Origin of the sequence: Mycobacterium vicinigordonae (assembly GCF_013466425.1) — a bacterium.
GTDB classification, from domain to species: Bacteria; Actinomycetota; Actinomycetes; order Mycobacteriales; family Mycobacteriaceae; genus Mycobacterium; species Mycobacterium vicinigordonae.
The window spans coordinates 171490-194067 of record NZ_CP059165.1; the positions used below are offsets into that span (position 1 = coordinate 171490).

Consider the following 22578-nt stretch of genomic DNA (forward strand, 5'->3'; position numbering starts at 1 on the left):
ATATTTGCCCCCGACGGGGTATGTCTCGGTTATGAGTTCGTTGCTGGAGCCGCTTGTGGGTGAGGTGTGCGAGATGAGTCGTGTCGGGGCCGCCGACGCCACGACCGTGGGCGAGCTGCGTCGAGATCTGCAGCGCTGGCTGCAGGACGTGGTCGACGATACGGCCGAACTCGGCGACATCGTGCTGAGCGTCAACGAAGCGTTGGCCAACTGCGTTGAGCATGCCTACCGCGCGCACCAACGGGCGGGACAGATGAGGATGCGGGCCAGGTACGACCGGGTGCTGCGACACTTACACATTTGCGTGAGCGACCGTGGCACCTGGCGTAAGCCTGTGACGCGGCCCTGCAGCGACGCCGGGGCGTCGCGCGGCATCACGCTGATGCACGCCGTCGCCGATCGTTGCACTATCAAGGTGCGTCCGGATGGGACGACGGTGTGCATGGAATACGCGCCGCGGCCTGGAACGGAGACCCTGGACTGGTAGCGGGCTGCTCGCAAGCGGCGCAGCACCTTTCGCGGTACTGGCCACGCAACGGCCGCTACGCAGACCACTACAGTCCGGTCTCGGCGGGCCTGGCACGGATGGTATTTGCGCGTATGGGCCAAACCGGCGTGCAGACCGGCTAGCCTGCTGTTCAGTGTCAGGGAGGCGTCGGCAGCAGTCGCGACGTACGGGACAAGGTCTCGAGCTCGGTATCGGTGGTAGCGATTAAGCGTCAGCAGTGACTTCGGTTTTCAGCCGGTGGCGGCGGGGCGACCAGTTCGACTGGCTATCCGGCTATCTGGCCACGCGGGGACTCAGCGGTGCCACGCGGGCTGTGATGGCGCTCATCGCCTCGTCGATGGTGTTGTGCCTGATCGCGCTGCTACTCGGTTCGGACGGGCCGCGCGGACAGGTGCCGGTCACGATGACGTGGATCGCCGTGAGCGGCGGAATAGCGGCGACGCTGCTGTGGGTCGGCCGCTGGCCCAATCGCACGCAGTCGATCGTCTTCGCCGTCACCTGCAACACCGCTGTCGCGTTGGCGTGCCTGGCCCATCCGAATCCGCTGGCTGCGCTGATCGGTTGTATCGCCTTCGCCACGTTCGGCGCCTACATCGCGTTCTTTCACACCACGGCGTTCGTGCTGTACAACTTCGCAGTGGCCGCCGCCGTCGGTGTCTATGAGGCATGGCGGCTGGCGCGGTCCGGGCACTTGGCGCTGGCCGGGGTCGATCTGTGGCTAGTGCTCGAAGTCAACATCGCACTGCCGCTGGCGATCGGCATCCTGGTTCGCGCGCTGGCGGGTGACCTGCTGCGCGCGGACCGCGATCCGCTGACCGGCCTGTTGAATCGGCGGGCGTTTCAGCACCACGCCCTGGGCATGATGCTGGCGCATCGTGGCCTAGATGGCCACCTGGTGGTGTTGGTGATCGACCTAGACAACTTCAAGGTCCTCAACGACAAGCGCGGCCACGCCGCCGGCGACGACGCCCTGGTCCAGGTCGCTCGGGCGTTGCTGGGCGCCGCCGACGGTCAGGCCGTTGTGGCGCGTAGCGGAGGCGAGGAGTTCCTGGTGGCCGGCACGTCGCCGGTGTGCAACGCCGACGCCCTGGCGGACCGGATTTGCAGGGCTATCGAAGCCTCTGCCGCAGGCGTGACCGCCAGCATCGGAACCGCCTGCACCGTCCTCGACCACACTCCGCCCAACGAGCAGCAGGCTCTGCTCGATGCGCTGGTCAGCGCCTCGGACGCCGCCATGTATCAAGCGAAGCGCCGTGGCGGTAACCAGTTTCAACACCACAAAGTGTGTTGAGCGGCAGGCCCCACTGCCCGATGCCGGATGGTGCTGTGAGGCCGCAGCATCCGGATATGCGACGATCGCATGGTGGCTGACACCGTCGTCGAGATGATGAATGCAGGACTGGAATCGACCATTCCGATCGCTGCCCGAATGGGGGTTCGGGTGATCGAGGCGCGGCGCGGTTTCGCCGCAACCAGCGTTCCGGCCGAGGGCAACGGAAACCACTTCGGTGTGGTTTATGCCGGTGTCCAATTCACCGTCGCTGAAATCCTGGGCGGGATAATCGCTTTGACGTCGTTCGATGCGAGCAAGTACTACCCGCTGGTGAAGAACGTCGACATCAAGTTCGTCGGGATGGCCACCACCGAGTTGCGCGCCGAGGCGACCATGGACGACGAGACGATCGCACGCGTGGAGGCCGAGGCGGCGAATCAGGGCAAGGCCGACTACACCCTGGATGCGGTGGTGACCGACGCTGCGGGCAACGTCGTCGCCACTACCCACGGCCTGTATCAGTTGCGCGCACAACGCAATTGAACTGACCTTCAGTTGAACTGACCTTCAGTGCGGGTCTCCGAGGTGATCGTCGAGGCAGCGGATGAAGGCCTGGCATGCCACCGAACGCAGCTGGGGTCGCGTCGTCACCAGATGCACTTGGCGGTGCATGTCCGCGCCGGCTACCGGGCGCAGCGCGAGGGTTGGATCGGCTTCGGCACGCGTCCGCGCCACGGATTCGGGAAGCAAAGCGACACCGAGGTTCTTGCGTACGAAGTGGATGACTTCGTCGACACGAGTGACTTCGAAGGCTACCCGGCGCGACACTCCGGCAAAGCCACGGTCGGTCTCGTGACGAAGCCCGTACCCGGGTGGAAAGTCGATGAACGGCAGTTCGGCTAACTCGGCCACCGATACCGACGAAAACCGGGTCAGTGGATGACCGTCGGGCAGGACCGCGATCAGGGACTCGCTGAATAGGTGCCTGAAGGTCAGCTGGTCACTGGCCCGAGACACGTTGGCGCCCACGACGGCTACGTCGACTTTGCGTTCGGCGGCAGCTCTGACCAAGGTGTCGCTGCCGCCGCTGCGCAGAGTCACGCTGACGTCGGGGAAGCGAAGGTGAAAGGTCGACATCAACGCGGCCACGTCCAGGCTTTCCGACGGGATCTCCATCATCCCGACAGTGAGCCGTCCGGCAACAGTTCCGCGCAGGGCTTGAGCGTCGAACTCGAGTCGATCGACGCCGGCCACCACCTGATGCACCAGCGGTAGCAGTGATTCGCCGGCCGGCGTGAGTGACACGTTGCGCGTGGTGCGTTCGAACAGCCGCACGCCGAGTTCCTCTTCGAGGCGGCGCACCTGCTGGCTCAGCGCAGATTGAACGACGAACATCGCCTCTGCTGCCCTGGTGAAGCTGCGCGCGTCGGCCAATGCCACCACGTAGCGCAGTTGCTGGAGATTCACGACAAATGATCACTTTTCATGATGAATAGCATCATATCTATCCGCTGGACTCCTAGGTGAGCGCCGAGCAGGATGGGCTCATGTCAGACCGCGCCGCAACAGCCGAAGTAGCGTTGCGTCCCCAACCGCGGCTGGCCGCAAACGACTGCGCAGTGACCGCGGTTCGCGATGCCATCACCGCTGAGTTTCAGACGCTGCCGTTCCTTGGTGAATTGAGGTGCTCGCACGACCGAGTGACGGCCGGATCGCTGGCTGAGGTGGTCTTCACCTACACCGTCGGCAGCTCCGGCATCGCTGACAGCGGGTGGCTAAAGCTGTGCTTCCGCTACTACTCGGACTGGGATCTGCAGACGTCGGCGCCCGACGCGCGGGACTACGCCTCGGCTCGGCTGATCAAACGGTCGCTGATCGGTGGCGCATCCGAGGACGGCGTGGCTACGGTCCAGCAGCTGCTCACCCGCTACGACGTCAAAGGTGGCGAGCGGCCGTTCCAGAAATCACTGTTGATCCACCTCGTGGACGGCTACCTACGTCCGGGGGACGTGATCGAGATCCGGTTGGGCGACCGACGATTCGGCGGTGCCGGCACCCGAGTGCAGACCTTCGTCGAGGACGAGTTCGAAGTGCATTTGTTCGTCGATCCGCTGGGCACCTCACGGATGGCGCACGCCGCTGTCAGCCGCATCGCCATCGTGCCCGGCGAACCCCACCAGGTTGTCGTACACGGTCCCCGGCTGGTGCGTGACGACGCGGTGTCAGTTGGCCTGCGTGCCCACCTGCAAGACCGGTGGGGCAACACCTGCACCGAAATTGCGGCCACCCTGCACGCCTACCGTGACGGTGCACCGGTGGCCAGTGCCGGCACCCCGGAAACCGGATGGGCTTCCGCTCGGCTGGAGGTCCCGGCCACCCCCGGCCGCGTCGACGTGATCGCTCAGACCCGCACCGCAGTCCTGGGCCCTGGCACGACGATAATCGATGTGCTGCATCACTTTCCGTCTCCGCGCGCAATATTCTGCGACCTGCACGTGCATTCCAACGACACGGTCGGTACGCAGAGCACCGACTGGAATCTGCGCTACGCCCGCGACATCGGGGCTCTCGACGTCTTGGGCTACACGGCCAACGACTTTCAGATCACTGATGAGGCGTGGCTCGACGTTGTGGCGGCGTGTCGAGGAGCGGCCCAAGACGGTGCTTTTGTGTGCTTCCCCGGCGTCGAGTGGTGCGGAACGGCGGGCGCCGGAGGCGACCACAACGTCATCTTCCTCGGCGAGGACACCACTTTGGCCCGCTCTCTGGAATGGCGACAGGGCATGTCCAGCAACTCGCCCACGCCGCAGACCTGGCCGGTGACTCAGTTGTACGCCGCCTACGAGAAGGATCCCGAGTCCTACCTGCTGATCCCACACGTCGGTGGGCGACGCGCGGTCTTGGATTGGCATCATCGTGATTTGGAACGCCTTATCGAGGTCCATTCGACGTGGGGTAGCAGTCCCTGGTTTCTCCAGGACGCTCTGGCAAAAGGGCTCCGACTGGGTGCCAGCGCGTCCAGCGACGAGCACCGAGGCAGGCCCGGCGGGGGAGCCCCGGGAGCGAACATCTTCGGTGGCTTCGGTGGCCTGACCGGAGTGTTGGCTCCCGCGCTCACCGCAACTGAGGTGGGACGCGGATTGCGGGCGCGACGCACCTGGGCCACTACCGGTGTTCGGTCCGTCGCATTGTTGCGCAGCGGCGATCATTGGATGGGCGATGAATTTTCCTGCGAGACTTCTGAGTTGGATGCCTGCTACGCGTTGTACGGGACGACGGGCTGGGAAGAGGTCGCGGTATACGACAGCGGCGGCCAGGTGTGGCGTCGTGACCTGCACGCCGAAACGGGGCTCTCGGACGACTTGGTCAGGATTCGCTGGGGCGGCGCACGGCACCGCGACCGCTATCGGTGGGCCACTTGGACGGGCCGGGTCTCGATCGCGGGCAGTGCAGCGCACGATATAACACCCTGGGCGGCAACGCATCCCGAACAGTACTTCGACATTGCTGCGAATGAGGTGCGTTGGCGAACGACCACGTATGGTGCCGGCATCGGTATTTTGGTCAGACTCGCCGACCTTAGCCGAGCGCGAATCGAACTCGAGACTACGGTGCAAGAGGACAACCTGACCACCCACGTCGCCCTGCGCGGCGCCGATCTCGTTGCCGACGGCAGCCGGGATGTCTCCGTAGGCGGACTCAATCTCAAGATTCGGGTGGAGCGCATTGCCGAACCCACGGCGCTGCCCGAAACCGTCGTCGGAAACCTGAACTTGCAGTTACCATCCGGTGATAGCGCAGCCTACCTGCGTGCCATGCAGTTCGACGGCCACCAAGTGTGGACCAGCCCACTGTTCGTCACCCGGCCCAAAGGACCGGGACGATGACTCAACGGCGACTGACCCGCCGCCTGCACATCGACTTGCAGCGAGTCGCGCGCGCGACGTGTCCGTAGTCGGCCTTGCTCGGCTGACTTGCCCACATCGCCCCGATGCCACGTCGCACTGCCTAAGGAAACCCATGCCGCATCAACGACTTATCCGCAGAACTCTCGCTGTCTTCCTGGCGATGGCTGCCACCGCCGCCGTGGTCGGATGTTCACACCCATCCAGCTCGTCGTCCTCGTCGAGGGTGTCGCTGCGGCTGGGCTACCTGACTCGTATCACCCACGCCCCGGCGCTCGTCGGCATCACCGACGGGCTGTTCACCCGGCAACTCGGTCCGAAGGTCAATCTCGCCACGCAGCCGTTCAGCCAGGGCACCGAGGAGGTGACCGCGCTGCTGTCGGGACAGCTCGACGCGGCATACATTGGGCCGAACCCGGTGTTTAACGCCTGGCAGCGATCGGGCGGCAAGGCGATCAAGATCGTCTCAGGTGCCGCAAGTGGCGGTACCTCGATGGTGGTCAAACCCGGCATCAACTCCGCCCAGGATCTCCGAGGCAAGACGGTGGCCGATCCCGCCTTAGGCGGGACGCAGGACGTCAGCCTGCGCGACTGGCTGGCCAAGAACGGGCTGAACACCAATACCCAAGGTGGTGGCGATGTCTCGATAAAGCCGACCACTCCCGAGTCGGCGATTGTGCAACAGTTTGTGTCGAACCAGATCGACGGTGCCATCGACTCGGCCCCCTTCGACGTGCAGCTGATCAAAGCCGGCGGTGTGCGGTTATGGTCGGATCCGAACACCATCACCGTGTTGGTGGTGCGCCAGGAATTCCAAGCGGCGCACCCGGACGTGGTGGCGGCGCTGCTCCGCGCCCAGGTCGAGGCCAACGACAAGATCGTCCGCGACCCGGCAGGTGCGGCGCAATCGGCCAATACCGCGCTGAGCCACGCCCTTGGCAAAGGCCTGGAGCCAGACGTGCTCACCGCGTCGTTCCAGGAGACCACTTTCACCAACGACCCTGGGATGGCGTCGCTGCGAGATCAGGTGGCCAAAGCGGTAGCGATTGGACTGTTGAAACCGCTTGATATCAACGGTCTTTTCGATCAGATACCGCTCAATGCGGTGCTCGTCGCATCAGGTCAACCGCAGGTCGCCGCGTGACCCGAGTTGCGTTTCCAGCCGGCATTGCGGTGCCCGAGGCCATCCCTTCCGCAGCGATCCGCCTCGACGGCGTCACCAGACAATTCGGAGCTGGCCGGGATGGCACGCTGGCCGTCGACGGAATCACGCTCGCGGTGCGGCGCGGTGAATTCGTCTGCATCGTAGGAACTTCGGGCTGCGGCAAAAGCACACTGTTGTCGATCATCGCTGGCCTGGACCACCCGTCGACCGGGCGCGTTGACACCCGCGACCATCGGGTGGCGCTGATGTTCCAGGAGCCAGCGTTGTTCCCCTGGCTCACCGCCGCGGCCAATATCGACCTCGCCCTTCGGGCCCGCAATGTGCCACGTACCCAGCGCAGTGCCCGCGTTGCGCAGCTGTTGGCGACGGTGGGACTGAGTGAGTTCGCAAGCAAACGACCGCACCAACTTTCGGGCGGCATGCGCCAACGAGTTGCGTTGGCACGCGCGCTCGCCCAGGACGCCGACGTGCTGCTGATGGACGAGCCATTCGGCGCGCTGGACGCACTGACCCGTGATCGGCTGCACGAGGAACTCGAACGCATTGTCGAGGAGCGGGGATTAACAGTCGTTTTCGTGACGCACAACGTTCGCGAGGCGGTGCGGCTTGCCGATCGGGTGATCGTACTGAGCCCGCGACCCGGCCGTATCGTCGAGGAGTTCGGTGTTGCGGTCTCGCGTCCCCGTGAGATCAACACCGCTGAGGTTGCCGAACTCGCGGCGCGCATCACCGAGCGACTGCACCGCGAAGGGACCGGCACCGATGGTTAGTGCTGCGGTGAGAGGCAACGTGGCCAGCCAGACTTACCGCGTGCGGGTTACGCCGGCGGTGCGCGGTGCGTGGATTCGTGCGGGTTTAGTGTCGCTGCGGGCGAAACTCTTTGCCGTCGCGGTGATTGTCGCGATCTGGCAGATTGTGTACCTGAGCGGTTGGAAATCAACGGTAGTACTGCCTGGTCCGGCCACCGTGGCGGCGGCGCTGTGGCAGCAGGCGCGCGAGCCGATGCTATGGGAGGCGACTTGGACGACACTGAACCGGGCGCTGATCGGTTTCGCACTCGCCCTGCTCATCGGTGCCCTCGCCGGAGCGTTGACATCACGAAACAGACTGCTGCGTAACGCTTTCGGACCAATTATTACCGGATTGCAGACCATGCCGGCCATTGCATGGTTCCCGTTCGCCATCATCTTCTTCGGCCTGCATACCTCGGCGATCCTGTTTGTGATCGTCATCGGCGCTGCCCCTTCGATTGCAATCGGTGTGATCGCGGGCGCCGACCATATCCCTCCACTGTTGCTACGGGCTGCGAAAACGTTGAACTTGACCGGTCTTTCGCTATATTGCCACGTGATCTTGCCGGCATCGCTGCCGATGTTCGTCAGCGGTCTACGCCAAGGCTGGGCGTTCGCCTGGCGCAGCTTGATGGCCGGTGAACTGGTGGTTCTGGTGACCAACACCGCCTCGATCGGGGTGTTGCTGGAAAATGCCCAGAACATGACGGACATGCCGTCGGCGATGGCGATCATGATCGTGATCCTGGCGATCGGAATTGTGATGGACGCAGCCTTCGCCGCGGTCGACCGGCAGATCCGTCGTCGCTGGGGATTGCTCGAGACCGAGCATGGCTGAACCGCTGCGTATCTGGGCGTTCGGTGATGCCCACGTCGGCACAGACAAAGCACACGGTAGAGCCAGTCTGGCCGAGGCGATCTCGCAGTCGGAGTTCGGTGGTAGCGAGGGCGGGCCGGCGTTCGAGTGGGACATCGGCATCGACGTTGGCGATATGTCCGGGGCACATCACCACCTGCCCGACGACTCCGAAGGCCGAGAACTGCGGCGCCAGTTCGCAGTCCTGCGACGGCACCGTCGCGAGGATATCTACAGCGTGTGCGGCAATCACGACCGCAGCGGTCTCGGCGAGCCTGAGGCGTGGTGGTGGCGCAAATGGGTGGACCCCCTGGGTCAGAACACCCGGTTCTCGGGTGTAGACCCGGCGGCACGGCCCCACCGGGTGCACGGGACGTGGGAGCATTATGCGTTCCGGGTGGGTAACCTGCTGTTCTTGATGCTCAGTGACCGCAACGAACCCACCCAGACCGTCGGCCGCGGAACACTGGGTGGCAACCCCGGTGGCGTAGTGAGTGGTTCGACATTTCGGTGGTGGAAGCACATGGTGCTGAGCAACCCCGACACGCTCGTCGTTACCGTCCACCATTACGTCCTGAAGAACACCACTGTCGCGTCCGGCGACTGGGAGGGGGTACGCAAAGGCCCGGACGGACTCTGGCACGAGCACTACCACCGCCCCTTCGAGCAGGGCACTCCGCAAGGGGCGTCGTATCTCTATTGGGTTGACAGCCAACCTGATTCCGGTGCGTTCGAACAATTCCTGGCCCAACACCCGGGCCGAGTTGCGTTATGGATAGCTGGGCACACCCATACCCATCCCGATGACAACTTCGGCGGTAAGACCCACATTGAACAGCGTTGGGGCACGTGGTTTCTCAACGTCGCATCGCTAAGCCGCCACCACATGCCGATCACCACGTTACCGATCAGCAGGTTGTTGACGTTCACGCCCGGCAGCGCCGAGGTGCGGGTTCAGTGCTACCTGCATACCAGCCAGTATGCTGCGCAGGGTTGGTATTCGCCGGCCGAGCGGACCATCACGCTCGGTGGTGCATTTGCGCGGCCCGCCGAGAAGGCGGTCGGCAGCGCGCTGTAAGTGATGATGTATGCGTGACTGTGCAGAAACGCAACGATGTCCTGCGAATCGGTGATTTCGAGCGGACGTTTCACGATGAACTGGTCGCCCGCTACGACCTGCGTGAGCTCCCGGACGGGCCGCGCCGAGCCGGCTGTCTGGCCGAGTATGGGGCGAACATCCGGGTCGTGGTGACATCGGGTCCGCCCGGGGTTCCTGCGGACTTGATGAGGTCACTGCCCAATCTCGAGGTCATCGTCAACAACGGCGCCGGCGTCGACTCGATTGACCTGGAGGCGGCGAAGCGCTGGGGGATCGGCGTGAGCAACACACCGGACGTGTTGTCCGACACGGTCGCCGACACCGCACTGGGGCTGATTCTGATGACGCTGCGTCGCTTTGGCGCTGCGGACCGATATGTGCGCGCCGGCCGATGGGCGGCCGAGGGCTCATTCCCTTACGCTCGCGACGTCAGCGGCCTGCAGATCGGGATCCTCGGACTGGGCCGCATCGGTTCGGCGATCGCGACGAGACTACTCGGATTTGACTGTGTCATCGCCTATCACAACCGCCGCGAGATTGAGGGCTCGCCTTTCCGGTATGAGAACTCGGCTGTCCAGCTGGCCGAATCGGTGGACGTAATGGTCGTCGCTACGACGGGCGGCCGCACCACCCACCACCTGGTGGACCGCGCTGTTCTCACGGCACTGGGGCCGCTGGGTTACCTGATCAACATCGCCCGGGGTAGCGTGGTCGACCAGGACGCGCTGGTGGAGCTGCTGACCGGCGGCGGACTGGCCGGTGCGGGTCTCGACGTCTTCGCTGATGAACCGTATGTGCCGTCCGAGTTGCTTGAGCTGGACAACGTGGTGCTCTTTCCGCACATCGGCAGCGCAACTGCGCGGACCCGGAAAGCGATGGCATTGCTGGCAATCCGCAACCTGGACTCCTATCTTGAAACCGGCGAGCTAGTGACGCCTGTCCTGCCGCCGCGCAGATGACTGTGCTTGCCTGAGCCCAACTCTGGGTACCCGCCCGGCGAAGCGGATTCGTGAATCAGAATAAGCCGGATTTTCCGATGACGTTGATGGGGTCCCTGCTCCTCGAGGATGGTTCGCTGACCGGCGAACTGCTGATGCTGCGCAGTTCGTGAATCACAGCCTGCCGAGCAGTTCGGCCTTTTTCGCGGCGAACTCCTCTTCGGACAGGATTCCCCGCTGGTGCAGTCCAGCAAGGGACTCGATCGCCGCGACAATGGCCGCGGGATCGTTCTCCGACCGGGCGGCAGGGCGTTGCTGAGACTGCTGCGGCGTCGCGGGTTCGGGGGCGGGTGCGGCGGTCGGCGTCTCGGCCACCTGCTGTGCCCCGAGCTCGCGCAGGCTCGATACGTCGAAGGTGCCGAATTGGCTGGTGAACTGCACCGTGCCGGTTCCACCGCCCTGCTGCTGTTGTTGTACGCCGGTTATCTGATGTTCATCGGTGTCGAAAACCCGTACCGCACCGTTGATTTGGATGGCAAGGCGTCGAGTGTTGGGAAACACCGCGTAACGTGCGTCGTTCTGCCCGCCGGCCGAACTGGGCAGACCGAGGTCCGCGGGCCACCAGTTGGACGAGGTGAACCCGGCCTGTTTTTCCGTAGCCGAGGCGCGAAACACCGTGGTGGTGGAAATCAGCTGGGACAGCTCGTGACATAGTGCGTCGACACGCGCCTTGAGCGAGTTGTCGAACATGTTGCCCACCATCGTCATCCCGCCCCGCATCCACTGCCCGGAGCCACCGAGTTCGGGGATGGAAAACTGGGCCATGGTGCCGCCGCCGGTGTGGATGGCGAACAGCATGGCCAGCACCGCCTCGCGGGACAGTCCGTGGCGCTGGGCGATTTCGGTGAGGGCGCTCTCGGCCTCCGGCGTCACCGTTGCCTGCATAGTCTGCAAATCTTTCTCTCGGCGTCGCAACGAATGGCGTCGTGACGAAGAATGTGCGTCGTTACCGTGCCTGGATACCCGTTTCGGCGACCGCACACGCTGAGATCAGACGGCCGACTTCTCCAGGACGTGGACGCCGCAGGCCGAGCCGAGACCGATCACGTGAGCCAGCCCGACCTTGGCGTTCTCGATCTGACGGTCGCCGGCCTCGCCGCGCAGGTGGTGGCAGACCTCCCAGATGTTGGCGATGCCGGTGGCCGCGATCGGGTGTCCCTTGGACTGCAGGCCACCGGAGACGTTCACCGGCGTCGAGCCGTCCCGCCAGGTGGCGCCGGACTCGAAAAACGCTGCGGCGCCGCCCTCTTCGCACAGCATCAGGTTGTCATAGTGCACCAGCTCGGCGGTGGCGAAGCAGTCGTGCAGCTCCACCAAGTCCAGGTCGTCGGGGCCGATACCGGCATGCTCGTAGGCGATCGAGGCGGCGTTGCGAGTCAGCGTGTTGACGTTGGGCAGCACCTGGCAGCCCGGTTCGTAGGGGTCGGTGGTCAGCACCGAAGCGGACACCTTCACCGCGCGGCGACGTTGTTCGAGCGACAGGGACTTCAGCGTCTCTCCGCTGCACACGATCGCGGCCGCGGCGCCGTCGCAGTTGGCCGAGCACATCGCCCGGGTGTTTGGGTAGGCGATCATCACGTCGTTCATGATCTGCTCGAGGGTGAACCGTTTCTGGTATGCCGCCAGCGGATTCAGTGTTGAGTGGGCGTGGTTCTTCTCGCTTATCCGGGCGAATAGTTCGAAGCTGGTGCCGCCGTACTTGTGGCCGTACTCGGTGCCGATCTGGGCGAACACCCCCGGCATCGCCTCGGTGCCGATCCGCCCGTCCACGGGAGCCACGGCGCCGTAACGCCCCTTGGGTGCCCAGACGTCTGAGTCGCCCTTCTTCGATCCGCCCGCGCCCAGCAAACCGGCGCCGGACAGCTTCTCCACTCCGACGGCCATGCCGTAGGTGACCTCACCGGCCTTGACGGCCATGATCGCGGTCCGCAGCGCGGTGGCCCCGGTCGCGCATGCGTTGGCCACGTTGTACACCGGGATCCCGGTCTGCCCGATCTGTTTCTGCAGCTGTTGGCCGATGCCGGCGTTGGCCGCCATCAGGTTGCCGGCCGCCAGCACGCCGATGTCGGCCATCGTGAGGCCGGCGTCGGCGAGTGCGCCGGTGGCGGCCTCGGCCGCCAGGTCGACGGTGTCCAGATCCGGGTGCTTGCCGAACTTGGTCATCCTGATTCCGAGGATCCAGATATCGTCGCTGGCACCCATCGTCGCTCCTTCGTCAGATGCTGAGGTCTATGCGGGCTCGAACCCGAAGCCGATCGCCTCGGTTCCCTCGGAGTCGGTGCCGACGGGATAGGTGGTCAGGCGCACCTTCATCCCGTCGCGGATATGTTGGGGATCGGGTTCGACATTGACGAGGTTGGCGCGGACCTGGGTCCCGTCGCAGTCCACGACGGATGCGACGAACGGTGTGGGGATCCCCGGCGCGGCGAAGGTCACGATAGTGAACGTCCGTACCGTGCCTTCGGCTGCGACCGGAACGGTCTTGAACTCGGTTTTGAAGCAGCCGGCGCATGCGTTGCGGCGATCAAAGAACCGGGCGCCGCAATGGGCGCATTCCTGTGCGACCAGATGAGGTTCGCCCTCATCGAGCACCAGATAATCGACCAACGGGATCTGTCCAGCCATGAAAACCTCCGTCAACGGCCCGGGTCGACGACGGCTGTGACCGAGCCGGCCCCGGCTGTGCGCATGTCGTTCGCCCGAATGCAGCGTACAAATCGCTGCCAGCCGTTCGATACTGGGATCGCCGGAGCCCGTAACGACGGGGACTTGACGAATTAATCGAAGCGTCTAGTCATACTGTAGAATCAGCGGACATCGCGTGTGTGACGCCTAACCAGTCTCGACTATCTGAGAGTGGATCCGGACGCGCACCGAAGCGCGAGAGGTTGGGTATGGACGACAACGTGGCGCGGGCCGGCGTATTCCGCGGTATCGACCGTGATGTCCTAGTCGAATTGGCGAAATCGCTTCCGTGGGTGACTTTCGCGCGCCGGCAGACGATCTTTGTCGAAGGTCAGGCCGGGGATTGTCTGTACATCATCGCCGAGGGCAAGGTGAAGATCGGGTGCAAAGGCCGCGACGGCCGTCAGACCCTCATCACCCTGCTTGGTCCGTCGGACATGCTGGGCGAACTGTCGATCTTCGATCCGGCGCCGCGGTCGTCCACAGCGGTTGCACTGACCCGAGTCCGCGCGGTCGTTATGGAGGGAGACACGCTGCGTGCCTGGGTCGGCGAGCGTCCGGAGATTGCCGACCAACTGCTTCGCCTGCTGGCCCGCCGGATACGGCGAACCAATGACATCGTCTCGGACCTCGTCTTCAACGACGTGCCGGGGCGGGTGGCACAGCAATTGCTGTTGCTGACAAAGCGATTTGGTGTTCGTGTCGGAACTTCCTGGCGGGTGGACCACGGCCTCTCCCAGGAGGAGATCGCCCAATTGGCCGGGACCTCACGCGAGACGGCGAACAAGGCATTGACGGATTTCGCCGAGGCGGACTGGATCACGATCGAGAGCAAGTCAGTCCTGATCCATGACTTCGAGCAGCTGGCGGCTCGTGCGAGCAGCGCCGTATCGCCGGTACGCAGAGCCTGACCATCGGACTAGGTCTTGATCGCCATCAGGTATCCCGATGCCTCGCCGAATGATGCGAGTTCATCGTCGGGAACCGTGAATCCGTGTGCGGCATAGGCTTGTTCGGTGGTTGTGACGTTGACCCGCCAGCCGTGCCCGCGGAGGTAATCGGCGGCCGTATTGCGTTCACCGGTGTAGAACAGCGACGCCAGATCGATATTGGAGCCGATTCGCCGCGAGCGTTCGGTGAGCTGTTGCGCCCAGTCCGACGTGATGCTGCCGAAGTCCATATGCTCGGTCGCGATCCGGCTGCCACGCGCCGACAACGCGGAAACATTGTCGAACAGGCGATCTTGTGCTTCGGCGGGCAGGTAGACGAGCAGGCCCTCGGCAATCCATGCTGTCGCGTGGCTGGGGTCGAATCCCGCCTCCCGCAAGGCGGTCGGCCAGTCCTCGCGCAGGTCGATCGCCACCGTGCGCCGATGCGCGGCCGGCTCCGCGCCGAGGTCGGCCAGCGTCCGCGTCTTGAATTCGATGACTTCGGGCTGGTCGATCTCGTAAAGGGCCGTACCGACCGGCCGCGGCAGCCGGTAGGCCCGCGTGTCCAGACCTGAGGCCAAGATGACCACCTGTCGAACTCCCGCATCGATCGCCTCCATGAAATAGTCGTCGAAAAATCGAGTGCGGACGGTGATCTGTTCGGTCATCGCCTGACGGTTCAGCAGTGGGTCATCCGTACTTTCGATCTCTCCGTCGACAAGCTTGACGAAGGTGTCCACGCCCACCGCCCGGACCAGTGGAGCGGCCCACGGATCATCCAGCAGGGGCTGTGGGCCCTGCGAGGCGATGGCGCGCGAGGCGGCGACCGCCGTGGCGGTGGCTCCCACGCTGGATGCCAGATCCCACGTGTCGTTGTCAGTTCGGGCCATGGCCGATTCCTCCCCGCGGACGGTACCGCTTAGTTAGCTTATTTAAGTTCTCAGTCCACCCTACGCTGCACGCCGGTGTGTGCCGTATGGCCGGTTAGTGCCAGGGTGGTCAGGGAGACAAGGCGAACACCCAGAGGAGCATCCCGTGGCGTCCAATCTGCTGGCCCGGCGCGATCTTGAATTTCTGCTGTTCGAGTGGCTGCGAGTGGAGGAACTGACAAAGCGCGATCGTTTCGCCGAGCATTCCCGCGAGACGTTCGACGCCCTGCTGGACTTGTGCGAAGACCTCGCGACCCGCTACTTCGCGCCGCACAACAAGAAGAACGACGCTCAGGAACCAACGTTCGACGGCGAGCGGGTGACCGTGATACCCGAGGTGAAAACGGCATTGGACGCCTTCGCGAAGGCCGATCTGCCGGCCATGAGCATGGACCACGAGCTGGGCGGCTGGCAGTTGCCGACGACGGTCGGTGGCGCGGGGCTGGCATGGTTTCATGCCGCGAACGTGGCCACCGCCGGCTATGTGTTGCTGAGCCTGGCCAACGCGAGTCTGTTGGCGCACTACGGCACCGCCGAGCAGATCGAGCGGTTCGTCAAGCCGACGCTGGCCGGTCGCTTCACCGGCACCATGTGTCTGTCCGAGCCGCAGGCCGGTTCGTCCCTGGCCGACATCACCACCCGCGCCGAACCTCAGGACGACGGCAGCTACCGGCTGTTCGGCTCGAAGATGTGGATCTCCGGCGGAGATCACGAACTCTCGGAGAACATCGTGCACCTAGTGCTGGCCAAGATTGCCGGTGCACCACCAGGGACCAAGGGCATTTCGTTGTTCATCGTTCCGAAGATCCTTGTGGACGACGGGGGTTCGCTCGGCGAACGCAACGATGTGGTACTCGCCGGACTCAACCACAAAATGGGCTTTCGCGGAATCACCAACACCGCGCTGAACTTCGGCGAGGGCCGCCATCAACCTGGCGGCCGGCCCGGTGCCGTTGGTTACCTTGTCGGGCAACCGCATCGAGGCCTGACGTACATGTTCCACATGATGAACGAGGCGCGGCTCGGCGTGGGCCTCGGCGCGATTGCGCTGGGGTACACCGGCTATCTGAAAGCACTGCAGTACGCGCGAGAGCGGCCGCAAGGCCGGCCGGTGACCAGTAAGGACCCCGGTTTGCCGCAGGTGCCAATCATCACGCATCCCGATGTTAAGCGAATGCTGTTGGCGCAGAAGTCCTATGTGGAAGGCGCACTCGCTTTGGCGCTCTACTGCGCCCGCCTGGTGGACATCCAGGCCAGCCCGGAATCGACCGCCGAGGCGGAATCCGCGGGGCTGCTGCTGGACATCCTTACCCCGGTGGCCAAGAGCTGGCCTTCTCAGTGGTGCCTGGAAGCCAACAACCTGGCGATCCAGGTGCACGGCGGCTACGGCTACACCCGAGAGTACGACGTCGAACAGCACTACCGTGACAACCGGCTCAACCCGATCCACGAAGGCACCCATGGAATTCAGAGTCTGGACCTGCTGGGCCGCAAGGTAACTCAGCACGGTGGCGCCAGCCTCGTGGAGCTCACGAAGATCGTTTCCGCGACGGTGGCGGCGGCGGTTGCGCGGGGCGGCGAGACCGCCGGCCTCGGGGCGCAGCTCGACCGGCGTGGCAGCGCTTGGTGGACGTCACCGCGTCGATGTTCGCGCCGGGCGATGTGGAGACGGCATTGGCCAACAGTGCCGTGTACCTCGAAGCCTTCGGCCACCTCGTCATCGCCTGGGCCTGGCTCGAACAACTGATTGCTGCCGATGGCCGCGACGGTGACTTCTACGAAGGCAAGCGGCAGGCGGCCCGTTATTTCTATCGCTACGAATTGCCCAGAACCGGACCACAATTGGACCTGCTGGCCAGTTTGGACCGCACCACCCTGGAGATGCGGGACGGCTGGTTCTGACGGCAGGATGAGCAACGTGTCGAGTGGTTTCGACGTACGTGGTCGCGAGCTGCGGGCCGGTGAGCTCGCGGCTTGGCTGTCCGAACACAGTCTGGGCAATCGGTTCGGCCTGGATGTCCTCGGCAGCAGTCCGACCTATTACTCCGACACCGTCGCCTTGGCCATCGTCGCCGCGGACGGCGAGGGCCGCTACATTGACGTCGCCGCGCTGACCCCCGACGACGAGGCAGCTTTGTCGTCATGGCTGGCCGATCCGGGGCCGCCGAAGGCGGTGCATGATGTCAAGGCCGCGCTGCACGCGTTGGCCGGCCGCGGGTGGACTCTACGTGGTGTCACCTCCGACACGATGCTGGCAGCGCATCTGCTGCGTCCAGAGCGCCGGGGGCTGGCCCTCAACGACTTGCTAATGCGCCACATGCGCTGTGCGCTGCCCGACGCGGCGGCCAACCCGGGCCACGTCGACCGGCCCGGCGCCTCCGAGGCGTTGATCCTGCGGACCTGCGCGGTCCTGGACTTGGCCGACGTACTGGACGAGGAGCTGGCGCGCATCGACTCGTCGTCGCTGCTAGGCCGCGTGGCACTGCCGGTGCAGCGCATCCTGGCCGGCATGGAGCGTACCGGTATAGCCGTCAACCGGCTGGCCCGAGCCGCGGCAGAGATCCCACCGAATTCGATTGCGGCCGACGGACGCATCCACGCCACGTTGCACCAGACCGGTAGGGTCACCGGCGCTGTCACGTCGACGAACCCCGACCTGCATGCTGCCATTGAGGTGCGCGAGGCGTTGGTGCCGGGACACGGGTATGTCGAATTGATGACCGCCGGCTACCGCGACCTCGAGAGCCGAATCGTCGCCCACGTGTCCGGCGGCGCGGATTTGGGCGCGTTGGCAGAGCAGGCCCGCGAAGCGGGTTACGCCGCTACGCTACTGGGCCGCCGCCGCTATCTGCCCGACCTGAGCAGCCAGGATCCCACGGCACGGCAGAGCGCCGAACAAGAAGCGCTGGCGATGCTCATTCAGGGAAGCGCGGCCGACATCATCAACTCCGCGATGGTGGAGATCGATCGGGCGATCTCGGGCTTGAGTTCACGCATGTTGCTGCAGGTGGACCGGACACTAGTCTTCGAGGTCGCGGACGGCGAGCGCGACATACTGACCCGGCGCGTCCTCGAATACCTGGCAGCCGCGTACACATTTGATGTGCCACTTGATGTTTCGATCGGATATGGATCGAACTGGGCCGACGCAGGCGAGCTGCCGAAATAATCCCCTCACTTTCAACCTATACCCCAGATGGGGCTTGCGGCAAGACCGGGGTGATGCCGCAAAATGCGCTGGTATAAGCCAGAACTCAGGAATTGGGGGGTTGAGGAATGCGGGTGGACGAGCAGGTGGGTGGGGAATGCGACCATGCGGTGATCATCGCCGGAGCGGGCCCGACGGGTCTGATGCTGGCCGGCGAACTGGCACTGGGCGGTGTCGATGTTGCCGTCGTCGAAAGACGCACCTCCCAGGAGTTGATCGAATCGCGCGCGGGAGGGCTGCACAGCCGGACCTTGGAGATCCTCGATCAGCGCGGCATCGCCGACCGCTTTATCAGCGCTGGCCAGGTGTCCCAGCTGGCCGGTTACGCGCAGATTCGTCTCGACATCAGCGATTTTCCAACTCCGCACCCATATGGACTTGCTCTGTGGCAGCAAGAGATTGAGCGCCTTCTCGCTGAATGGGTGGCTGAGCTCGCGGTACCGATCCAGCGTGACCGCGAGGTTACTGGCGCCGTCCAGGACGAGACCGGTGTCTACGTCGAACTGTGCGATGGACCAGCCCTGCGGGCGCGGTACGTCGTGGGGTGCGACGGAAGTCGCAGTGTGATCCGCCGTGCCGCCGGAATCGAGTTTTCGGGTTGGGATCCGACGACGAGCTACCTACTCGCCGAGGCCGAGCTAGCCTGCGGCGAGCAACCTCCGTGGGGCATTCGCCGCGACGCCCTGGGCGTCCACGCGATGAGCCGCACCGGGGATACCGGGCCCGCGCGGATCATGGTGACGGAGCGCCAGATCGGGCCGGCTTCCGAGCCAGCTCTCATCGACCTGCGCAACGCAATGACCCAGGCGTACGGAACAGACTATGGAATCTGCAATCCCCGTTGGATTTCCAGATTCACCGATGCGGCCCGCCAGGCTGGCGCCTACCGCGACCGGCGGATTCTGTTGGCCGGCGATGCCGCCCATGTTCATCACCCGATCGGTGGACAAGGTCTGAACACGGGTTTGCAGGACGCGGCGAACCTCGGCTGGAAACTGGCTCAGGTAGTTCGCGGCATTTCGCCGGATGGGCTGCTCGATACTTATAACGCCGAACGGCATCCGGTGGCTGCTCGAGTGCTACGCAACGCCCTAGCGCAGATGGCGCTGTTGCGCCAAGACGACCGCACCCGGGCCTTGCATGACATCGTGTCCGAGCTGCTCGCAATGGACCAGGCGCGCAAGCAATTTGGGGCGATGATGTCGGGACTCGATATCCGCTACCAGCTCGGTGACGGCCACCCGCTGCTGGGACGGCGCGTGCCAGACCTGGAATTGCGTTCTGCGGACGGCCCACTGCGACTCTTCAACCTGCTACACCTAGCGCGGCCGATTCTGCTCAACTTGGGTGACCCGGTCGATATCGGTCCGTGGTCGGAGCACGTACGGTTGGTAGAGGCGAAATACGATGGGGATTGGGAACTTCCGGTGATCGGCCGGGTTGCCGCACCCAGCGCCGCGCTGATCCGGCCGGACGGACATGTCGCTTGGGTGGGGCAGGGGTCCGATTGCGGGCTGCGCGATGCACTCACCGCGTGGTTCGGACCGCGTCGGTGAATTGATTTTCGGCCGGTGGTGATGGGTCCAGCGCACCGGCCGCCAGCGCGGCTCCGTTGATCTTGACCAGAACCTCACGCAAGTGCTCGAGTTCGGAGAGTTCGACGCCCAAGCGTTCGACCACTGCCGGAGGAACCTTCAGCGCCTGCCGACGCAGATCGTGGCCCTGCCGAGTCAACTCCACGTGAGTGGCTCTTTCGTCCGTGGTGCTGCGGGTGCGGGTTATCAAGCCCTGCGCCTGTAGTCGTTTGAGCATCGGTGACAGCGTGGCCGAGTCCATCTGCAGTAGCGCGGCGATGTCCTTGACGGACAAAGCGTTTGCCCCTGATTCGGCCGTTGCTTGGGATTTGGCGTGATCCCACAGTGCAAGCATCACCAAATACTGCGGATGGGTCAGACCGAGCGGCTCCAGCAAGGGCCGGTATACCGCCAGGACCGCGCGATTGGTGACTGCCAACGCGAAGCAGACCTGGTGCTCGAGGGACAAGGGGTCGATGTCGGCAACGTTCGGAGCCATAATGGGCGGCTTCCCCGTGGTTAGAACGGGCTGCTATTCGCCTGCCACTCGGCGGACTCGGGCCGGGGACCGTACCGGCGGGCGTAATCCTCGTGAATGTGCGCGTCTTTCTGGCGTTTGAGCACGTCGACCAGATTGGGATCGAGTCCGTGCTGGGCCAGTCGGTGTCGCCGCCAAACCTTGTTCAGCGCGAACGCGATCAACAGCGCCCAAACGTAGATCGGGACGGTCATCTCCGTGTGCACATACAGCGACGCAGGCAACAGCCAGAATGGCGCGAGCACGAATACCGGTGGAATGGCCATCCGGATCATGTGACGGCGGATGGCACCTTTACCGGCCAGGTCTTTGGCCACCCAGTCCCGCATAGAGTCGGGCAGCACGCGCCCATAGGAATAGCCGATGTACTGCCAGAGGTTAGGACGGGCGGAGGCCATGATCGCTCCTGCGAATCGGTGAAGGTAGATGCCGCCATGGTACTCCATTAGTTAGGGCACTAACTATATTGGCCGTGTCACATCCTTAGTAGACGTCGCGTAGGTAGCGGTGGTCCCTGATCAACTGGTTGACGTAGGCATGCGCCGCGTCGGGGTCGAGGTTGCCGGACTGGGCGACGATGCCGTGGATCGCGGCGTCGACGTCCTTGGCCATCCGCTCGGCGTCGCCGCACACGTAAATGTGCGCGCCGTCCTGCATCCAGCCGAAGAACTCGTCGGCGTTATCCCACATACGGTGTTGCACATAGGGTTTCGACTCATCAGCTGCGCCGTCGCGGGAGAACGCCAGGTCCAGGCGGGTCAGCGTACCCGAGTCGCGGAAACCTTCTATCTCGTCTCCATAAAGAAAACTGGTGGCGCGCCGACGGTCTCCGAAGAACAGCCACGACCTTCCCTTCGCACCGCACGCTTGGCGCTCCTGCAGAAACGCGCGGAATGGCGCGATGCCGGTGCCCGGACCGATCATGATGATCGGTACGTCACCGGCTGGAAGCCGGAACGTGTGGTTGGGAAGCAGGTGTACCTGCACCTCGCCGGAGCGGTCGGCCAGGAACGTCGACGCCACCCCGCCGTAGCGGCGGTCGGCAATGTCATACCGCACGGTGGCCACGGTCAGGTGGATGTGATCGGGATGAACTAAGGGGCTTGACGCGATGGAATAGTCGCGGAACTGCAGCGGCCGCAGGGTGTCGAGGACGTCTTCCACCGTGAGGCTGCCGAGCCGGATCAGGTCCAGCACATCCTTGCCGTACCACCACGATCCCGGCGCGGGGACGGTGTCGGCGCCGAGTGGGACGGCCGCCTCGGCGTTAGGTACGCGCGCGGCCACCAGTGCCCGTAATGCCCGCGACGGTGTTCTGATCTCCAGCTGCCCGCTGAGCAGTGCGCCGAGCGGCTCGTCGCCGTCGTGCACGGTGTAGTCGGGGCCGACGCCCAGTGCGCCAAGGATCGCGTCGACGAGCGCGGGATCGTTGGTGGCATGCACCGCCAGCGAATCTCCTGCGGTATAAGCGATCCCACTGGCAGCCAGGTCCAGCTCGTAGTGGCGGACTTCCTTGTCGGACTCTGGCGCGGTCAGTACTCGGTTGACGAGCACTCGGACGCCGACGGGTCGATGGCTGCGGTCGCGCTGGGTCGGCTCGACAGCCTCCGCGGGAGGCGGGTTTGATTCGGTCGGAACCGTGCCGGCGCGCTCGGCGGCCAATACCTTGACCAGGTCGGCAATCCACGCGGCGGCGGGCTGCTCGTAGGGTCCGTCGATGTCCACACGGTCGGCGAGCCGCATTGCACCCAACGTTTCGAGACGCTCGTCGAGCAGGCGGCCCGCGTTGCAGAACAAGTCGTAGCCGCTATCGCCCAACGCGAGCACCGCGAACTTCAGGTGCTCGACCCGGTCGGCGTCGTCGGCGCTGATCGCCTCCCAGAACAGTGTTGCGTTGTCGGGGAATTCGCCGTCGCCAAATGTCGAGGTGACCACCACCAGATGGGTGACCGATTGCAGATCGGCGGGGTCGACCTGGTTGAGTTCTATCGCGGTGACGCCGGTGCTGACGGCTTCGTCGAGGGCCTCGGCGAACGACAGCGCGGCGTCTTCGGCGTTACCCATGTCGCTGCCGTATGCGATGACGATCGCGAACTCTGCGGCCATGGGCGGTAGCCTAT

General features: G+C 64.5%; 19 protein-coding genes and 2 pseudogenes. 13 read left to right on the forward strand and 8 right to left on the reverse strand.

Features of this window, described 5'->3' with window-relative positions; translation table 11 throughout:
• Window positions 1-73 precede the first annotated feature (73 nt).
• The 3 genes from H0P51_RS00770 (at window position 74) to H0P51_RS00780 (ending at window position 2324) form a co-directional block, all read left to right on the forward strand.
• Window positions 74-487, forward strand: a complete 414-nt coding sequence (locus H0P51_RS00770) for an ATP-binding protein (protein ID WP_246398293.1) — start codon at window positions 74-76, stop codon at window positions 485-487.
• A gap of 238 nt (window positions 488-725) precedes the next feature.
• A complete protein-coding gene (locus H0P51_RS00775; RefSeq protein WP_246398295.1) occupies window positions 726-1799 on the forward strand; it encodes a GGDEF domain-containing protein in 1074 nt (357 codons plus the stop codon).
• A gap of 69 nt (window positions 1800-1868) precedes the next feature.
• A complete protein-coding gene (locus H0P51_RS00780; RefSeq protein WP_246398297.1) occupies window positions 1869-2324 on the forward strand; it encodes a YiiD C-terminal domain-containing protein in 456 nt (151 codons plus the stop codon).
• A 24-nt stretch (window positions 2325-2348) separates the two neighbouring features.
• Here the strand turns inward: H0P51_RS00780 and H0P51_RS00785 are convergent, their stop codons facing one another.
• Complete coding sequence (locus tag H0P51_RS00785) at window positions 2349-3248, reverse strand: LysR family transcriptional regulator (RefSeq protein ID WP_180916172.1); 900 nt, start codon at window positions 3246-3248, stop codon at window positions 2349-2351.
• 80 nt (window positions 3249-3328) lie between these two features.
• Here H0P51_RS00785 and H0P51_RS00790 point away from each other — a divergent pair, with 80 nt between their 5' ends.
• The 6 genes from H0P51_RS00790 to H0P51_RS00815 all read left to right on the forward strand — a co-directional run bounded on the left by H0P51_RS00790 (window position 3329) and on the right by H0P51_RS00815 (window position 10556).
• Complete coding sequence (locus tag H0P51_RS00790) at window positions 3329-5668, forward strand: CehA/McbA family metallohydrolase domain-containing protein (RefSeq protein ID WP_180916174.1); 2340 nt, start codon at window positions 3329-3331, stop codon at window positions 5666-5668.
• 133 nt (window positions 5669-5801) lie between these two features.
• Window positions 5802-6830, forward strand: a complete 1029-nt coding sequence (locus H0P51_RS00795) for an ABC transporter substrate-binding protein (protein ID WP_180916175.1) — start codon at window positions 5802-5804, stop codon at window positions 6828-6830.
• 56 nt (window positions 6831-6886) lie between these two features.
• Entirely contained in the window at window positions 6887-7621 is a 735-nt protein-coding gene (locus H0P51_RS00800; RefSeq protein ID WP_180918648.1) for an ABC transporter ATP-binding protein, read from the forward strand.
• Between the two features lie 19 nt (window positions 7622-7640).
• Complete coding sequence (locus H0P51_RS00805) at window positions 7641-8480, forward strand: ABC transporter permease (RefSeq protein WP_246398300.1); 840 nt, start codon at window positions 7641-7643, stop codon at window positions 8478-8480.
• The gene (locus H0P51_RS00810) at window positions 8473-9576 is read left to right on the forward strand and encodes a hypothetical protein (protein ID WP_180916177.1); all 1104 of its coding nucleotides are present in this window, start codon (window positions 8473-8475) and stop codon (window positions 9574-9576) included. The genes H0P51_RS00805 and H0P51_RS00810 overlap by 8 nt, the downstream gene beginning before the upstream one ends.
• A gap of 14 nt (window positions 9577-9590) precedes the next feature.
• The gene (locus H0P51_RS00815) at window positions 9591-10556 is read left to right on the forward strand and encodes a 2-hydroxyacid dehydrogenase (protein ID WP_180916179.1); all 966 of its coding nucleotides are present in this window, start codon (window positions 9591-9593) and stop codon (window positions 10554-10556) included.
• Between the two features lie 153 nt (window positions 10557-10709).
• Here the strand turns inward: H0P51_RS00815 and H0P51_RS00820 are convergent, their stop codons facing one another.
• The 3 genes from H0P51_RS00820 to H0P51_RS00830 all read right to left on the reverse strand — a co-directional run bounded on the left by H0P51_RS00820 (window position 10710) and on the right by H0P51_RS00830 (window position 13220).
• Window positions 10710-11480, reverse strand: coding sequence for an SHOCT domain-containing protein (locus tag H0P51_RS00820; protein ID WP_180916180.1), 771 nt, complete (start codon window positions 11478-11480; stop codon window positions 10710-10712).
• Between the two features lie 105 nt (window positions 11481-11585).
• The gene (locus tag H0P51_RS00825; RefSeq protein ID WP_180916181.1) at window positions 11586-12797 is read right to left on the reverse strand and encodes a thiolase family protein; all 1212 of its coding nucleotides are present in this window, start codon (window positions 12795-12797) and stop codon (window positions 11586-11588) included.
• 27 nt (window positions 12798-12824) lie between these two features.
• Window positions 12825-13220: a Zn-ribbon domain-containing OB-fold protein gene (locus H0P51_RS00830; RefSeq protein WP_180916186.1), complete on the reverse strand. Its 396-nt coding sequence runs from the start codon at window positions 13218-13220 to the stop codon at window positions 12825-12827.
• 269 nt (window positions 13221-13489) lie between these two features.
• On the opposite strand from H0P51_RS00830, the gene H0P51_RS00835 reads away from it, so the two are divergent.
• Entirely contained in the window at window positions 13490-14191 is a 702-nt protein-coding gene (locus H0P51_RS00835) for a Crp/Fnr family transcriptional regulator (RefSeq protein ID WP_180916188.1), read from the forward strand.
• Between the two features lie 8 nt (window positions 14192-14199).
• Here H0P51_RS00835 and H0P51_RS00840 read toward each other — a convergent pair whose 3' ends face one another.
• Window positions 14200-15099, reverse strand: coding sequence for a class I SAM-dependent methyltransferase (locus H0P51_RS00840; RefSeq protein WP_180916189.1), 900 nt, complete (start codon window positions 15097-15099; stop codon window positions 14200-14202).
• 145 nt (window positions 15100-15244) lie between these two features.
• On the opposite strand from H0P51_RS00840, the pseudogene H0P51_RS00845 reads away from it, so the two are divergent.
• From H0P51_RS00845 to H0P51_RS00855, 3 genes and pseudogenes are all read left to right on the forward strand, one after another.
• A pseudogene (locus tag H0P51_RS00845) lies at window positions 15245-17040 on the forward strand (acyl-CoA dehydrogenase).
• 16 nt (window positions 17041-17056) lie between these two features.
• A pseudogene (locus H0P51_RS00850) lies at window positions 17057-18307 on the forward strand (DNA polymerase); the annotation flags it as partial.
• A 107-nt stretch (window positions 18308-18414) separates the two neighbouring features.
• Complete coding sequence (locus H0P51_RS00855; RefSeq protein WP_180916191.1) at window positions 18415-19902, forward strand: FAD-dependent monooxygenase; 1488 nt, start codon at window positions 18415-18417, stop codon at window positions 19900-19902.
• Here the strand turns inward: H0P51_RS00855 and H0P51_RS00860 are convergent.
• From H0P51_RS00860 to H0P51_RS00870, 3 genes are all read right to left on the reverse strand, one after another.
• A complete protein-coding gene (locus H0P51_RS00860; RefSeq protein ID WP_180916193.1) occupies window positions 19874-20419 on the reverse strand; it encodes a MarR family winged helix-turn-helix transcriptional regulator in 546 nt (181 codons plus the stop codon). The two genes, H0P51_RS00855 and H0P51_RS00860, sit on opposite strands and share 29 nt — an antisense overlap.
• A gap of 20 nt (window positions 20420-20439) precedes the next feature.
• Window positions 20440-20856 carry a DUF5313 domain-containing protein gene (locus H0P51_RS00865; protein ID WP_180916194.1) on the reverse strand — a complete coding sequence of 139 codons (417 nt, stop codon included), beginning with the start codon at window positions 20854-20856 and terminating at the stop codon, window positions 20440-20442.
• 85 nt (window positions 20857-20941) lie between these two features.
• A complete protein-coding gene (locus H0P51_RS00870; protein WP_180916195.1) occupies window positions 20942-22564 on the reverse strand; it encodes a diflavin oxidoreductase in 1623 nt (540 codons plus the stop codon).
• Window positions 22565-22578 lie beyond the last annotated feature (14 nt).